General features: G+C 59.4%; 12 protein-coding genes. 6 read left to right on the top strand and 6 right to left on the bottom strand.

What is annotated here, in order from left to right:
- Positions 1–2 precede the first annotated feature (2 nt).
- Positions 3–545 carry an exonuclease domain-containing protein gene (locus ACP7B0_RS14065; RefSeq protein ID WP_426142011.1) on the top strand — a complete coding sequence of 181 codons (543 nt, stop codon included), beginning with the start codon at positions 3–5 and terminating at the stop codon, positions 543–545.
- 90 nt (positions 546–635) lie between these two features.
- Positions 636–917 (top strand): pyrimidine/purine nucleoside phosphorylase, encoded by a 282-nt coding sequence (locus ACP7B0_RS14070; protein ID WP_426142012.1) that lies wholly within the window; start codon positions 636–638, stop codon positions 915–917.
- A 125-nt stretch (positions 918–1042) separates the two neighbouring features.
- On the opposite strand, the gene ACP7B0_RS14075 is transcribed toward ACP7B0_RS14070, so the two are convergent.
- On the bottom strand, positions 1043–2821 hold the full coding sequence (locus tag ACP7B0_RS14075) for an ABC transporter transmembrane domain-containing protein (protein ID WP_426142013.1): 1779 nt from the start codon (positions 2819–2821) through the stop codon (positions 1043–1045).
- A gap of 286 nt (positions 2822–3107) precedes the next feature.
- Here ACP7B0_RS14075 and ACP7B0_RS14080 point away from each other — a divergent pair, with 286 nt between their 5' ends.
- Positions 3108–3284: a PA1571 family protein gene (locus tag ACP7B0_RS14080; protein ID WP_426142014.1), complete on the top strand. Its 177-nt coding sequence runs from the start codon at positions 3108–3110 to the stop codon at positions 3282–3284.
- 88 nt (positions 3285–3372) lie between these two features.
- Here the strand turns inward: ACP7B0_RS14080 and pdxB are convergent, their stop codons facing one another.
- The 3 genes from pdxB to rlmM form a co-directional block, all read right to left on the bottom strand.
- On the bottom strand, positions 3373–4527 hold the full coding sequence (gene pdxB / locus ACP7B0_RS14085) for a 4-phosphoerythronate dehydrogenase PdxB (RefSeq protein ID WP_426142015.1): 1155 nt from the start codon (positions 4525–4527) through the stop codon (positions 3373–3375).
- Positions 4528–4609: 82 nt separating this feature from the next.
- Entirely contained in the window at positions 4610–4864 is a 255-nt protein-coding gene (gene tusA / locus ACP7B0_RS14090) for a sulfurtransferase TusA (RefSeq protein ID WP_426142016.1), read from the bottom strand.
- Between the two features lie 231 nt (positions 4865–5095).
- The gene (rlmM, locus tag ACP7B0_RS14095; protein ID WP_426142017.1) at positions 5096–6163 is read right to left on the bottom strand and encodes a 23S rRNA (cytidine(2498)-2'-O)-methyltransferase RlmM; all 1068 of its coding nucleotides are present in this window, start codon (positions 6161–6163) and stop codon (positions 5096–5098) included.
- 266 nt (positions 6164–6429) lie between these two features.
- Between rlmM and acnA the strand changes: the two genes are divergently transcribed.
- Both acnA and ACP7B0_RS14105 read left to right on the top strand, forming a co-directional pair.
- Entirely contained in the window at positions 6430–9174 is a 2745-nt protein-coding gene (gene acnA / locus ACP7B0_RS14100) for an aconitate hydratase AcnA (protein ID WP_426142018.1), read from the top strand.
- Between the two features lie 421 nt (positions 9175–9595).
- A complete protein-coding gene (locus tag ACP7B0_RS14105; protein ID WP_426142019.1) occupies positions 9596–10456 on the top strand; it encodes a shikimate dehydrogenase in 861 nt (286 codons plus the stop codon).
- Positions 10457–10459: 3 nt separating this feature from the next.
- On the opposite strand, the gene ACP7B0_RS14110 is transcribed toward ACP7B0_RS14105, so the two are convergent.
- The gene (locus tag ACP7B0_RS14110; RefSeq protein WP_426142020.1) at positions 10460–11131 is read right to left on the bottom strand and encodes a TetR/AcrR family transcriptional regulator; all 672 of its coding nucleotides are present in this window, start codon (positions 11129–11131) and stop codon (positions 10460–10462) included.
- Positions 11132–11219: 88 nt separating this feature from the next.
- The gene (gene quiC / locus ACP7B0_RS14115; RefSeq protein WP_426142021.1) at positions 11220–13127 is read right to left on the bottom strand and encodes a 3-dehydroshikimate dehydratase QuiC; all 1908 of its coding nucleotides are present in this window, start codon (positions 13125–13127) and stop codon (positions 11220–11222) included.
- Between the two features lie 613 nt (positions 13128–13740).
- Between quiC and ACP7B0_RS14120 the strand changes: the two genes are divergently transcribed.
- On the top strand, positions 13741–15078 hold the full coding sequence (locus ACP7B0_RS14120; RefSeq protein ID WP_426142022.1) for an MFS transporter: 1338 nt from the start codon (positions 13741–13743) through the stop codon (positions 15076–15078).
- Positions 15079–15243 lie beyond the last annotated feature (165 nt).

Genomic DNA, 15243 nt, shown 5'->3' on the forward strand with positions numbered 1-15243 from the left:
GCATGCCGCACTGGGTAGTGATTGATCTGGAAGCCACTACGGATGAAGGTGGTTGGCCCGTGGCAGAGATGGAAATCATCGAAATCGGTGCCACGCTCGTCAATGAGAGTGGACGCGAGCTGGATCACTTTGAACGCTTTGTACGGCCGGTGCGCCGCCCGCTGCTGACGAACTTCTGTCGAGAGCTGACCCATATCAGCCAGAGCAACATAGACAGCGCCGCGCCGCTCACGACGGTCTGGCCGCTGTTCGAACGCTGGCTGGCCAACCACGTGGCGAGTGTCGTGGGTTGGGCCAGTTGGGGCGATTATGACCGCCAGCAGCTGGAACTTGAATGGCGCCAGCAAGCGCTGAGCAGCGCGTTGAGCACACTGCCTCATGTCAACCTCAAGCAACGATTCGCCCAGGCACGTCAGTTACAGCGCCCGCTGGGCCTTAACAGCGCACTGCAACTGGCTGGCATGCAGTTCAGCGGGCAACAGCACCGAGCGTTGGTGGATGCGCGCAACACCGCTCGGCTGCTGCCGCTGATTCTGCCCGGCTGAACACGCTGCCGCGTTTAAAGCGAGTGACGGCCTTTTGTGCGTTGGGCATACTGGCCGCCCCTTTTTAACAGCCCTTTTCGAGGAATCGCCATGTTCAAAGTCAACGAATACTTCGACGGTACGGTCAAATCCATTGCGTTCAGCCAGACTGAAGGCCAGGCCACCATCGGCGTAATGGCAGCCGGCGAATACGAATTCGGCACGTCGCAACGGGAAATCATGCACGTCATTTCCGGCAAGCTGAGCGTCAAGCTTCCCGACAGCACTGACTGGGAAGATTTTGCCACCGGTAGCCAGTTCAACGTGCCAGCCAACAGCAAGTTCCAACTCAAGGTAGCGGTGGATACTGCTTACCTGTGCGAGTACCGCTAAACGCGCTGAGCCACCCGCATCATCCGTGCAGGAGTGGATCTACCCCCGAAGGCGAAAGGGCAGACGATGGATATCCGTCCATTGCCCCGGCGTATTCGCGGGTGAATTCACTCCTGCAAACGTCCTCACACCACCTCTTCCATCCGCGCATTGAACTGCAACGCGGCAAGCCTGGCGTACAGCGGATTGCTGGCAATCAGTTGCTGATGCGTGCCCACCGCCACCAGTCGCCCTTGATCAATGACCGCAATGCGGTCGGCGTTTTGCACCGTGGCCAATCGGTGGGCGATAACCAGCGTTGTGCGGCCTTCCATCAAGCTGGGTAGCGCCTCCTGAATCAAATGCTCGCTCTGGGCATCCAGGGCACTGGTGGCCTCGTCCAGCAGCAGAATCGGCGCATCCACCAGCAATGCGCGAGCAATCGCCAGACGCTGGCGCTGGCCCCCGGACAAACCCGATCCCCCCTCCCCCAGATGGGTTTGATAGCCGTCAGGCATTTGCAGGATGAATTCATGAGCATGGGCAATGCGCGCAGCGGCCTCGATCTGTTCGAGGGTCGCGCCGGGATTGCCGTAACGAATGTTGTCTGCAACGCTGCCGAAGAACAACGCAGGCGTCTGGGAAACCAATGCAAAGCACCGACGCAGGTCCATTGGATCAAGCTGCGCGATGGGCACACCGTCGAGCAGGATCGTTCCTTCTCCGGGGTCATAGAAACGCAGCAGCAGATCGAAAAGCGTCGATTTCCCCGCACCCGACGGGCCGACCAGCGCCAGGGTTTCACCGGCTTCGATGGTCAATGTCAGGCTGTCCACGGCGTTGCGTTCCGGCCGCGACGGGTACGCAAAGCTGACGTTCTGCAGTTCAAGTCGACCATTGACCCGCTCGGGCAGGCTCAGCAAATCCGTGGCTGGCGGCGTGATTTCGCTTTTCGCCCGGAGCAGTTCGGAAATGCGCTCGGCAGCACCCGCCGCCCTTTGCAACTCGCCAATCACTTCGCTCAACGTGCCGAAAGCGCTACCGACGATCAGGCTATAGAACACAAACGCCGCCAGTTCGCCGCTGGTAATCGTGCCCTTGATCACGTCCATTCCGCCGACCCACAGCATCACCGCGACAGCCCCCAATACCAGCACGATAACCAGCGTAATGAGCCACGAACGCTGCAAAATACGCTTGCGGGCCGTCTCAAAGGCGTCTTCGGCGGTGCGAGCAAAGCGTTCCTTGTCTTGCAACTGATGGTTGTAGGCCTGGACGGTCTTGATCTGCCCCAGCGCCTCGGCCACATAACTGCCGACATCGGCAACGCGATCCTGGCTTTCCCGGGACAAACGGCGCACCCGACGACCAAAGATCAGAATCGGCGCCACCACCAGGGGTAAGGCCACGACCACGATACTGGTGAGCTTGGGGTTGGTGATGAACAGCAGAATGACGCCGCCGATCACCATCAACGTGTTGCGCAAGAACATCGACAACGACGAGCCGATGACCGACTGCAACAGCGTGGTATCCGCCGTGAGTCGCGACTGAATCTCGGAGCTGCGGTTGTTTTCATAAAAGCCGGGGTGCAGGTTGATCAAATGATCGAAGACTTTCTTGCGCAGATCCGCCACCACCCGTTCACCGATCCAGGACACCAGATAGAAGCGCGTAAACGTACCGACGGCCAACCCCAGGATCAACAGCATGAACAAGCTGATCGACTGGTTGAGCAGATGCGGCGAACGGGTCATGAAGCCCTGATCGACCATCAACTTGATGCCCTGCCCCATGGACAAGGTAATGCCGGCCGTGACGATCAGCGCCAGCAAGGCACCGAAGGCCTGCCAGCGATACGGAGCGACAAACTGGGCCGCCAGGCGAATGGCCTGCCGCTGGCGGCTGGAAAGCAATGAAGCCATGAAAGTGAACCTGCAAAAAGGCTGAAGGCCCAGAGCGTACACCCCTGCGGGGCACCCTGGCTTGGGTTTACCGTACGGCGGCGTTAATGAACTCTGGTGATCCAGCCCAGTCAACGCTGTTATGACCGCTTTGCCGCACCGCTAGAGAGGATTGATCTAAGCGCAGGCTGGCGGTTTTCTGCCGAGTCTGGTGGAGTAGGAACGTGCTTGATGAATGAAGGGATGTCACAGCAAATTCATCTGGCACGGTTAGTTTAGGCGCAACACCTGATGAAGGAGACAGGCCATGAGCTTGCAAGAAAGCAGCAATCAAGTCCCGTTGGTTCGAGCTAATCCCGACTTGTATGTGGGTGGCTCAGTGCTCGATAAGGACGGACGCGAAATCCTGATTACTGAAGAAATGGTTCAGGCCGCGTGTCAGGAATGCGACAAAAACTGGGTAACACCTGAAAAACAAGATTGAGCCGTACCTCATTTTAAAACCCGACCTGGCGTCGGGTTTTTTCTGTCCGGGATTTGGCTTCAGCCGCTGATCGCAAGCAAGCTCGCTCCTACAGGTCGTTTGCTCCGGAACAGCGCGCACCTAATGCCCGCACCACCTGCTCCAATGCCTCGGATTCCCCCATGATTCGCACCACCAGCCCTTCAATCTCGCGACGCGGCGGGTAGTGTTTGCGCAGGGCATCGAAGGCGACAGGCTGGCTGACAGGCCCGACCAGGCTGCGGCGAAAATCGGCGTCGTCCCGTCGAGGGTCGTAGACACCCCGGCAAAGCATATTCAACGCCCAGGCCGGATCGGTCTGCGCATCAAGGGAGACCTGCGCCAGCCAGGGCTTGGGAAGCAGCTCGTCGAGGCTGATGGACGCCGGTTGATTCAGAAATGCACATAACGCCTGATAAATCTGCGCAGTGCCGCGTTGTCGGCCATCCAGGCTGTAACCGGCGATATGCGGGGTGGCGATGACGCAAAGATCGGCCAGCGCCGCATTCACCCGCGGCTCACCCTCCCAGACATCCAGCACGGCCTGCAGGTCTTCGCGCTCCAGGAGCACGTCGTACAGCGCGTCGTTGTCGATGACCGGGCCTCGGGCCGCGTTGATCAGCCAACTGCCCTCTCGCAGTTGCTGGAGGCGCGCATGGTCGAACAAATGCCAGGTCGGGTGCTCGCCGGTTTTATCCAGTGGCGTGTGCAGGCTGATGACGTCGCAGCGCTGCATGATCTCATCCAGGCTGACAAAATCGCCGCCTTCACGGGCCTGTCGAAGCGGGTCGCAGACCAGTACGTTCCAGCCCAGGCCCTTCAGGACGTTGACCAGACGTCCGCCCACCTGGCCGGCCCCCACCACACCGTAGGTGCGCTGGTTCAGGTCCACGCCTTCGATTTCCGCCAGGGTCAACAAACTGCCGAGCACATAATCCACTACGCCGCGAGCGTTGCAGCCCGGCGCGCTGGACCACTCAATGCCCGCTTCCTGGAAGTAATCCAGGTCCAGATGGTCGGTGCCAATGGTGCAGGTGCCGACGAATCGCACCGGGCTGCCCTCCAGCAACTCTCGAGTGACCGGCGTGACAGAGCGCACCAACAGAATGTCAGCATCGCAAACGGCAGCGCGGTCAATGGAGCGTCCCGGCAGACGCCGGATTTCGCCGAAATGGGCAAAAAAAGCGTCGAGCAGCGGAATATTTTCGTCAGCAACAATTCGCATGATGTACTCCCGGAAGTCGTCGGCAGTTTAGGCGCTGAGGGTTCCGATGGGCCAGCAAACAAATCGGCTAACAGTAAATAACTCAGTCGGCTTTCTTGCGAATCCAGTACAAAAAGGTACCGCCTTCCGCCTGTTGATCAACCAGTTCGTGATCAAGAAAAACACAGAATTTGGGAATATCGCGTCGGGTAGACGGATCGGTGGCAATGACCTTGAGCAAACCACCGGCGGGCAAGTCACGCACCTTCTGGTGCAGCATCATTACCGGTTCAGGACAGTTGAGACCGCTGGCATCGAGGATGGCGTCAACGGGCAGGGTTTCAATGGGTTCAGGCATAAAAGGCTCCAGAAGCTGGCGGGCATTGTCGCGCAATTCATTGAGCAGGGCCAACCGAGGGTGAGTCAGTCGTCCAGATGCCGCCCTGTCTCATGGCAAAAAAATCCGTTGGAGCAAGGCATGCCCGCGAATCGGAATGCCATGCGCTGTATTCATAGCCTGACATGACGCCTTCGCAGGCAAGCCTCCAACGAACTCCATTCCCATTCAAAAGGTTATTTTGAGGGCCTTTTACCCTTTACGTTTGCCATCCAGCCGACGCAGGTGGCAGGTCACTTCTTCCCGGTCGTGGTAGAGCTGTTTGCAGCCGATCTCGACCCGGATGCCTCGCGCTGCAAAACCCTCTTCAATGCGCTGCAACAGGCGCCGTACCTCGGCATAACGCTGCTTCATGGGCAACTTCAGGTTGACCACCGCTTCGCGGCACAGCCCTTCGCCGATCCAGGTTTCCAGCAAGGCGGCATTACGCGCCGGCTTCTCGACGATGTCGCACACCATCCAGTCCACCGGTTGACGCGGTTTGAAGGTAAAACCATCCGCCATCAAGTGCTGCACCAGACCGGTGTCCATAAGGCTTTCGGCCATCGGACCGTTGTCGATGGCGGTGACGAGCATGCCACGGCGCACCAATTGATAGGTCCAGCCGCCTGGGGCAGCGCCGAGGTCAACACCGGTCATGTCGCCGGACAGACGCTCGTCCCATTGGCCGCGCGGGATGAAGTGATGCCAGGCTTCTTCCAGCTTGAGCGTGGAGCGACTGGGCGCTTCACGGGGGAATTTCAGACGCGGGATGCCCATGGCCCACATGGCCGAGTTGTTGGCGTCGGCCAGACCGAGGAAAACCTCGCGGCCGCTCTTGAACGTCAGCAACAGGCGCGGTTTGCGCGGGTCGTCCACCAGCTTGCCAGCCTCGGTCAGGGCCTTGCGCAGCGGCGCTTCAAATTTGCGGCAGAAATTCGAAAGCTCCTTGCCATCATTGGTATCGACCACCTCCAGCCACAGGCTGCCGCAGGTCGCAAAGTCCGCCATGTGCGACAGAATCACGCTGATGCGATCCGTTTCCGGCAAGTCGAGAAACACCCCACGCGCCCATTGCCGAGGGAAGATCAATTGCGAAAAGCGCTGACCGTTCATCAAGCGCTCGGCGCCATCTTCTTCGGTGCAGACGAACTCGGCACAGGCCGCATTGGGCTTCGCCTTGGCATAGCCGGACACGTTCAGGCGCGCCGCATGCTCGGCGATTTCCGAGCAGACTTCGCCCTCGAAACCGGGACGACAGTGCATAAAAAGGGTGTTCATGGGTATCTCCTGGGCAGCGACCAGACACTTGGCCGCTACGTCGCCCCGGCCGCAAGCCAGGACCAGCTATACATGAGGGTTAACCTCAAGCACGCGAAAGCGGCGCATGATAGCTGAAACTTGAACCACTGGTTCATGCAAGAGGTCCGTACTACTCAAGTGGCTCGTAGCAAGCTGCAGCGATAACGCGAAGAAGGTGAACAGCCCGCCTGCAGCTGGATCATGGGTCAAGTCCGTTACCGTGTGCACGCGCAAGGAGTCATTTGATGCCCTCCCTCGATAGCCTGAAAAGCCTCAAAACCCTCGAAGTCGCCAACAAGACCTACCACTACTTCAGCCTGCCCGAAGCGGCCAAGTCGCTGGGTGAGCTGGACAAGCTGCCCATGTCCCTCAAGGTTCTGCTGGAAAACCTGTTGCGCTGGGAAGACGGCAAGACCGTCACCGGCGATGACCTCAAGGGGCTCGCGGCCTGGCTCGGCGAACGCCGCTCCAACCGGGAAATCCAGTACCGCCCCGCCCGGGTGTTGATGCAGGATTTCACCGGCGTGCCAGCCGTCGTGGATCTTGCCGCCATGCGCGCTGCCGTTGCCAAGGCCGGTGGCGATCCGCAGCGCATCAATCCACTGTCTCCGGTGGATCTGGTGATCGACCATTCGGTGATGGTCGACAAGTTCGGCGACGCCAGCGCCTTCGCCCAGAACGTCGACATCGAAATGCAGCGTAACGGCGAACGCTACGCTTTTCTGCGCTGGGGCCAGAGCGCTTTTGACAACTTCAGCGTCGTGCCGCCCGGCACTGGTATCTGCCATCAGGTCAATCTGGAATACCTGGGCCGCACGGTCTGGACCAAGGACGAAGACGGCCGTACTTACGCATTCCCGGACACCTTGGTCGGCACTGATTCTCACACCACGATGATCAACGGCCTCGGCGTTCTGGGCTGGGGTGTGGGCGGGATCGAAGCGGAGGCGGCCATGCTCGGTCAACCGGTGTCGATGCTGATCCCTGAAGTCATCGGCTTCAAGCTCACCGGCAAACTCAAGGAAGGCATCACGGCCACCGACCTGGTGTTGACCGTTACGCAAATGCTGCGCAAGAAAGGCGTGGTGGGTAAATTCGTCGAGTTCTACGGTGACGGTCTGGCAGACTTGCCATTGGCAGACCGGGCAACCATCGCCAACATGGCCCCGGAATATGGCGCGACCTGTGGTTTCTTTCCGGTGGACGACATTACGCTGGATTACCTGCGCCTGTCCGGTCGCCCGGACGAAACCGTGCAACTGGTGCAAGCCTATTGCAAGGCGCAAGGCCTGTGGCGCCTGCCGGGGCAGGAACCGGTGTTCACGGACAGCCTGGAGCTGGACATGAGCAGCGTCGAGGCCAGCCTGGCCGGCCCGAAACGTCCTCAGGATCGCGTCGCCTTGCCGGACGTCGCTCAGGCATTCAGCGACTTTCTCGGCCTGCAATTCAAACCCACCGTCAAGGAAGAAGGCCGCCTGGAAAGCGAGGGCGGCGGCGGGGTTGCCGTGGGCAATGCCGATCAGGTCAGTGATGAGGTGGAGTACGAGTACGAAGGCCACACCTATCGGTTGAAAAACGGCGCGGTGGTGATCGCTGCCATCACGTCCTGCACCAATACCTCCAACCCCAGCGTGATGATGGCCGCCGGGCTGGTCGCGAAAAAAGCCGTGGAGAAAGGCCTGAAAACCAAACCATGGGTGAAAACCTCACTGGCCCCAGGCTCCAAAGTCGTGACCGACTACTACAAGGCAGCGGGATTGACCCAATACCTGGACGCGCTGGGCTTCGATCTGGTGGGCTATGGCTGCACCACCTGCATCGGCAACTCCGGCCCGCTGCCAGAACCTATCGAAAAGGCCATTCAGCAATCGGACCTGACCGTCGCGTCCGTACTGTCCGGCAACCGCAACTTTGAAGGTCGGGTGCATCCACTGGTCAAGACCAACTGGCTGGCCTCCCCGCCTCTGGTGGTGGCCTATGCGCTGGCCGGTAGCGTGCGAATCGACATCAGCAGCGAACCCCTTGGCGAAGATGCGAGCGGCCAGCCGGTGTACTTGCGGGATATCTGGCCGAGCCAGAAGGAAATCGCCGAAGCCGTAGAGCAAGTCAATACCGGCATGTTTCACAAGGAGTACGCCGAGGTGTTCGCCGGTGACGCACAGTGGCAGGCGATCGAAGTGCCCCAGGCCGCAACCTATGTATGGCAAGAAGATTCCACGTACATCCAGCACCCTCCGTTCTTCGACGAGATCGCCGGACCGTTGCCTGTGATTGAAGACGTGAGAGGCGCGCGTGTGCTGGCCATGCTGGGTGATTCGGTGACCACTGACCACATTTCCCCAGCGGGCAACATCAAGGCCGACAGTCCCGCCGGTCGTTACCTGCGGCAAAAAGGCGTCGAACCTCGGGACTTCAACTCTTATGGCTCAAGACGTGGCAACCATCAGGTGATGATGCGCGGCACCTTCGCCAACATTCGCATCCGCAACGAGATGCTCGGTGGCGAAGAAGGCGGCTACACCCTGCACGTGCCCACTGACGAAAAACTTTCAATCTACGATGCCGCCATGCGCTATCAGGCAGAAGGCACGCCGCTGGTGGTGATTGCGGGCCAGGAATACGGCACGGGATCAAGTCGCGACTGGGCCGCAAAAGGCACCAATCTGCTGGGCGTCAAGGCAGTGATCGCCGAGAGTTTCGAACGTATCCACCGTTCCAATCTGGTGGGTATGGGCGTGCTGCCGCTGCAATTCAAACAGGGCCAGAGCCGTAAAACCCTGAACCTCAACGGCAAAGAGACCTTGAACATCGGTGGCCTGACCCACGCCAACCTGCGCCCCGGCATGGACCTGACTTTGCAGATCACCCGTGAAGACGGAAGCCAGGAAAGCGTTGATGTGCTGTGCCGGATCGATACGCTCAATGAAATCGAGTATTTCAAGGCCGGTGGTATTTTGCATTACGTGTTAAGGCAGTTGATTGCGGCTTGAACAGTGAAGGGCGCGGCAGGCCCCAAGTCGCCATCATGTCGTCTGGACGATTTGCTCACAGACACAACCACCTTGTGGGACCGGCTTTAGCCCGGAAGGCGGCATGTCTGACCGGGCTTGTGCATCGAGCTTACTGGCTTCTTCCCGGCTAAAGCCGGTCCCACGGTTACGAACTGCCCCCCCAAAAGTCTGGTAGGTGTCCAACTTTGGGGGTGCAGTTCATAACCAGTACCGATGTCTCGCCAACCAGTTGGCTCCGACAGTCATTCGATCTGCCCCATGAGCCAAGGGCGATAACCGAACGGATTATCGCCCTCCTTTGCTGTAGGCTCTTTCGCAAAACTAACCATCTGGTACATTTTGTGAAAACGGCGTTCGCCCAGACCGAACGCACTCATAACAAGAGTCGAGAGCCCATCGCATGACCTCATTCAAAACCCCTTCGATCCTTGCAGGGCTGATTGGCGCTAGCATACAGGCGTCCCGCACCCCGGCGCTGCACGAACAGGAAGGCGATGCCCAAGGCATGCGCTATCTCTACCGGCTGATTGACCTGGACGCGCTCAAGCTCGATATCAACGCCCTGCCGGATTTGGTGCAGGCGGCGCAGCGCATGAGCTTCACCGGATTGAACATTACCTTCCCGTGCAAACAAGCGGTGATCCCCCTGCTCGACGAGTTGTCTGACGAAGCTCGGGGCATCGGCGCAGTCAACACCGTGGTGTTCAAGGACGGCAAGCGGATCGGCCACAACACTGATTGCCTGGGGTTCGCTGAAGGCTTTCGTCGCGGTTTGCCGGACGTGCCGCGCCAGCGGGTGGTGCAACTGGGTGCGGGAGGCGCAGGGGCGGCGGTGGCCCATGCCCTGCTGATCGAAGGCGTTGAGCAACTGAGTATTTTCGAAGTGGACCCGGGGCGGGCGCAAAGCCTGGTGGACAACCTCAATGCTCACTTCGGGGCTTCGCGGGCGGTGGTCGGGCGGGATTTGCCCAGTGCCATGGCCAAGGCTGACGGCCTGGTTAACACCACTCCCGTGGGCATGAGCAAGTTACCCGGCACCCCACTGCCGCCCCAACTGCTGCACACTGCGCTGTGGGTGGCTGAAATCATCTACTTCCCGCTGGAAACCGAACTGCTCCAGCACGCTCGGGCGCTGGGTTGCCGGACCCTGGATGGCGGCACCATGGCGGTCTATCAGGCGGTCAAGGCCTTCGAGCTGTTCAGCGGCCAGCCCGCCGATGGCGAGCGCATGCAGGCGCACTTTCACAGCATGAATGACTGACCTTCAAGGTCGCAGGTAGCGCGTCACTGAATCACAAATCATTTCCTTGTGACGCTGCTTGACCGCTTCATCCACCAGCTCGATCTGGAAGATTTCCGAAAAGGTGTGGCGATTGGAAATCCGGTAGAAACAGAACGAGCTGATCATCAAGTGCAGATCAATGGCGTCTACCCCGTGCCGAAAGACGCCCTCGATTTCGCCACGGCGCAGCAGTTTGTCGAGGGTTTCGACGATGTTCTGGCTCAAGGCGCGGATCGTGGGTGACTGCTTGACGTTTTCGCCGTTATGGATGTTTTCGATGCAGACGATGCGCACGAAATCGACGTTCCGGTCGTGATGATCAAAGGTGAACGCCACCAGCCGCCGGATGGCCTCCATGGGCTCCAGGGCGTCCAGGTTCAGCCCGCTTTCGGTACGACGAATGTCACCGTAGAGCCTCTCCAGCACTTCGGCGTAAAGCTGCTCTTTGCTGTTGAAGTAGTAATAGATCATGCGCTTCGAGGTCTGCGTACGCTCAGCGATGGCATCCACTCGCGCACCGGACAGCCCCTGGGCGACAAACTCGGTAATGGCGGCCTGCAGGATGTTGTCTCGGGTCTTTTCCGGGTTGTTCTTGCGGCCTTTGACGGGCACTGGCAAGGGCCCCCCGACGAGGCTGTCTTTTATGGTTTTCATGGTTGATTCACGGTCCGGATAAACGAATTGGCCGCTCGCATTATGCAGATGACTGCGCCAAAGATCTCTCTGTGGCGCAGCCACTGAATCAAAGCCTGGCCTGGCGCGCCATGCCGCTGCGTGCCTTGGCCATCGCTGCCAGCCGCACCGCCACGTTGGCGGCGCCGTAACCGACGTAGCCATTCTTGCGCTGCAGAATTTCGAAGAAAAACCGATCATCAAACGGCTCGGTGTACACGTGGAACAGCTCGCCCCCTTGGGCATCACGGTCATAAAGCACGTTGTAGTAAGCCAGTTCGCTGAGAAATTCATCGTCGAAATCGAAGCGCGCCGCGAGATCGTCGTAGTAATTGAGCGGGATATCCAGCAGTTGCACACCCGCCTCCTTCGCCCTGCTGACCTGCGCGAAGATGTCCTCGCAGTCGAAGGCGATGTGATGCACACCGGAGCCGCGATAGCTGGACAGCGCGTGGGAGATCGCCGTGTTGCGGTTCTCAGAGATATTCAGCGGCAGCCGCACCGTGCTGCAACGGCTGCGCAATGCCCGGCTTTTCACCAACCCGTAGGGATCGGGGAGCACCACCTCGTCGTCAGCCTCGAAATCCAGCACGGTTTTATAGAACAGTACCCAACTGTCCAGACTATCGGCAGGCAGGGCCATGGCCATGTGGTCGATGCGTTGCAAACCACCGCCCTGTCCGGCGTCGGGGTTGATGATGAAATCACTGTCGTAGATCGACTGGCCTGGTTTAGCCGGCTCGACGAGGTAGATCAGGCTGCCATCCGGTGCACGGACAGCGGGAATTTCCCGCTCATTGGGACCCACCAGGCCGCGATAGGGCTGACCTTTGTAAACCCTGGCACGCTCCAGCGCAGCGGCACCGTTATCCACCCGCAACGCCGTGGCGCATAACGAAGGACCGTGGGCCTCGAAGAAGCTGTGGGCGAAGGAATAAGGCTCGGCGTTCAACACGATCTTGATGTCCCCCTGCCCCAGCAGGCTGACCGCTTTGGAGCGGTGCTGGCCCAATTGGACAAAGCCGAGGTTTTCCAGCCAGCCGGACAGCTTTGCCCCCTGGGCATCGTCCACGGCGAACTCCAGGAACTCGACGCCATTGTAGGCACTGGCCGGCGGCGGACTGAACAGCAAGTCTTGCGGCACGGGCGCGTGCTGCTGCTCAAGCAATAGCCGGGTTTTTTCTTCCAGGTACAACAACGAGCGCAGGCCATCGGCGGCGTTGGCCCGAGGCGGTGCGGCGCGAAAGCCGTCGTTGAAAATTTCCAGGGACAGCGGCCCCGTGTAACCGCTTTGCAGAATGGGTGCTAGAAACCCCGGCAGGTCGAATTCGCCCTGGCCCGGAAAACAACGGAAATGCCGGCTCCATTCCAGAACATCCATGGCCAGCAATGGCGCGTCGGCCATCTGCACGAAAAATATCTTGTCGCCGGGGATGTGTGCGATGGCGCTCGGATCGCCCTTGAGTGACAAGGTATGGAAGCTGTCCAGCAATACACCCAATGCCGGATGATCAACCTGGCGCACCAGATTCCACACCTGCTGCCAGGTGTTCACATGACGCCCCCAGGCCAGCGCTTCATAGCCCACCCGCAACTGGCGAGCACCGGCACGTTCGGCCAGCAGACTCAGGTCGTCACGCAGAATGTTCTCGTCGCCCAGGGAGTCAGCGGCGGCATTGCTGCACACCAGCACCAGATCGGTGCCCAGTTCCTGCATCAGATCGAACTTGCGCTCGGCGCGATCGAGGTTGCGTTGCAGGCGTTCCCGGCGACAGCCTTCGAAGTCTCGAAACGGCTGGAACAGCGTGATGGCGATGCCCAGGTCGGCACACAGCTGCCGCACATGGCGCGGGCTCCCGTCGTAATACAACAGGTCGTTTTCGAAAATTTCCACGCCATCGAAACCGGCTGCGGCGATGGCTTCGAGTTTTTCCGGCAGGGTCCCGCTCAAGGAAACGGTGGCAATCGAACGTTGCATGCATGCACTCCTTTGAGATCGCGACCTCTGCGGATCGCGTGTTGATGCTTCAGTGCCTGGCGCTCAGACGCGGCCGGCGACGGCGGCTGACACTGCAAGTGAACGGATTATTCGCCCGGAAAAGGCCTATCGCAAATTAAATGTACGAACCGGTTAGTTTTACGTTCGATAATCGCCCAAAACCCCTTTCAGCCAATTGACGGTGCGCGCAGGGATCCTCAAGATCAGCTTCACATTGTCGGACCCGGTCATCCCTGACGTCGTCATCGCCAATGTATGCAGCCCTTGAAGCTGCGTTGACACGCTTGGTTCAAACACGCCATAACAATTTCAATAAGACGGTCAATCGCCATGAACGCTCAGCACAAAAGCCCTTGCCTCCCTTCACCCGATCACTTGCCTCGTCGACCCAATCAGCCGAACGATTGTCCATTACCCGCCTTACGGGTATCGCAGCGCTCCACGCCTGATTAAAATCCAGCGCCCTCGAAGAGTGGCCCTTGCGCAATTGACGCCGCAAGGATCGCCCACGGCCCGTTAACGACCGTGATTCGAGTCGCCTTTTCAGTTCGATCGTCGCTCAGGCCACGGTCCTCGAACGGATGGCTAGACCATGCTTTCTACACATTCTTCAACACCAGCGGCCAAGACCGTCCACCCCCACGCTGGCATCGGCGAGAAAATCCGCGGAGCCATGGCGGTAGGCAAAACCCGCTGGGGCATGCTTGCGCTGGTGTTCTTCGCGACCACGCTCAACTACATCGACCGCGCCGCACTGGGGGTCATGCAGCCTGTATTGGCCAAGGAAATGGGCTGGACGGCGATGGACTACGCCAACATCAACTTCTGGTTTCAGGTTGGCTATGCCGCGGGTTTCCTGCTGCAAGGCCGGTTCATCGACAAAGTCGGCGTCAAGCGGGCGTTTTTCCTCGCGGTCTTGCTCTGGAGCGTCGCCACTGGCGCCCATGGTCTGGCCACATCGGCAGTCGGCTTCATGGTGTGTCGTTTCATTCTCGGCCTGACCGAAGCGGCCAATTATCCGGCCTGCGTGAAGACCACACGGCTGTGGTTCCCGGCCGGTGAGCGCGCCATTGCCACGGGCATTTTCAACGCCGGCACTAATGTAGGCGCCATGGTGACCCCCGCGCTGCTGCCGGTGATCCTGACCGTTTGGGGCTGGCAGGCTGCGTTTTTGTGCATGGGCTTGCTCGGTCTGGTCTGGGTCGTGACCTGGCGCTTGAAATACTACAATCCAGAGGAACACCCAACGGTCAGCCAGCGTGAGCTGGACTACATCAACCAGGGGGTTGAGCCTGAACCCGTCAAGGTGCCGTTCTCCCATATCCTGAAAATGCGCGGCACCTGGGCCTTCGCCCTGGCGTACTCACTGACTGCTCCCGTGTTCTGGTTTTACCTGTACTGGCTGCCGCCGTTTCTCAACCAGCAATACAATCTGGGGATCAGCGTCACACAGATGGGGATTCCGCTGATCCTTATCTGGCTGACGGCCGACTTTGGCAGCATTGGCGGCGGCATCCTGTCGTCCTGGTTGATCGGACGCGGCATGCGCCCCATCACCGCCCGCCTGCTTTCCATGCTGATCTTCGCGATTACCATCGTCAGCGTCATCTTTGCGGCCAATGCCAGCGGTCTCTGGGTGGCGGTGCTGGCCATCGCTTTGGCAGTGGGTGCGCATCAGGCCTGGACGGCTAACATCTGGAGCCTGGTAATGGACTACACGCCCAAGCATCTGATCAGCACAGTGTTTGGCTTTGGCGGCATGTGCGCAGCGATTGGCGGGATGTTCATGACGCAGATTGTGGGGGCCGTGCTGACCGCGACCCACAACAATTACAACGTGCTGTTCACCATGATCCCGGCCATGTATTTCATTGCCCTGATCTGGATGTACTTCATGGCACCTCGCCAGGTTCCGACCATCAAGAAGTAACCCGGCCCACACCCAACACGGCCGCTTGCTGCAAGCGGCCTTTTCTGTGGGCGACTGAAATGCCCGGGAATTTTCTGACAGCTTCTTCTTTCAGCTAAAGCGCACAAATAACTGGAGTTTTTTCCTTCCTGTCGGGAAGCTTGGTGTTGGCATTTGCCTCAAGTC

Origin of the sequence: Pseudomonas sp. DWP3-1-2, from assembly GCF_049896285.1 — a bacterium.
In the GTDB taxonomy this organism is placed as follows: Bacteria; Pseudomonadota; Gammaproteobacteria; order Pseudomonadales; family Pseudomonadaceae; genus Aquipseudomonas.

Bases quoted from the DNA above. Each gene is read 5' to 3' on its own strand.
- ACP7B0_RS14065 (WP_426142011.1), top strand. From the start codon at position 3: ATGCCGCACTGGGTAGTGATTGATCTGGAAGCCACTACGGATGAAGGT.
- ACP7B0_RS14070 (WP_426142012.1), top strand. From the start codon at position 636: ATGTTCAAAGTCAACGAATACTTCGACGGTACGGTCAAATCCATTGCG.
- ACP7B0_RS14075 (WP_426142013.1), bottom strand. From the start codon at position 2,821: ATGGCTTCATTGCTTTCCAGCCGCCAGCGGCAGGCCATTCGCCTGGCG.
- ACP7B0_RS14080 (WP_426142014.1), top strand. From the start codon at position 3,108: ATGAGCTTGCAAGAAAGCAGCAATCAAGTCCCGTTGGTTCGAGCTAAT.
- pdxB (WP_426142015.1), bottom strand. From the start codon at position 4,527: ATGCGAATTGTTGCTGACGAAAATATTCCGCTGCTCGACGCTTTTTTT.
- tusA (WP_426142016.1), bottom strand. From the start codon at position 4,864: ATGCCTGAACCCATTGAAACCCTGCCCGTTGACGCCATCCTCGATGCC.
- rlmM (WP_426142017.1), bottom strand. From the start codon at position 6,163: ATGAACACCCTTTTTATGCACTGTCGTCCCGGTTTCGAGGGCGAAGTC.
- acnA (WP_426142018.1), top strand. From the start codon at position 6,430: ATGCCCTCCCTCGATAGCCTGAAAAGCCTCAAAACCCTCGAAGTCGCC.
- ACP7B0_RS14105 (WP_426142019.1), top strand. From the start codon at position 9,596: ATGACCTCATTCAAAACCCCTTCGATCCTTGCAGGGCTGATTGGCGCT.
- ACP7B0_RS14110 (WP_426142020.1), bottom strand. From the start codon at position 11,131: ATGAAAACCATAAAAGACAGCCTCGTCGGGGGGCCCTTGCCAGTGCCC.
- quiC (WP_426142021.1), bottom strand. From the start codon at position 13,127: ATGCAACGTTCGATTGCCACCGTTTCCTTGAGCGGGACCCTGCCGGAA.
- ACP7B0_RS14120 (WP_426142022.1), top strand. From the start codon at position 13,741: ATGCTTTCTACACATTCTTCAACACCAGCGGCCAAGACCGTCCACCCC.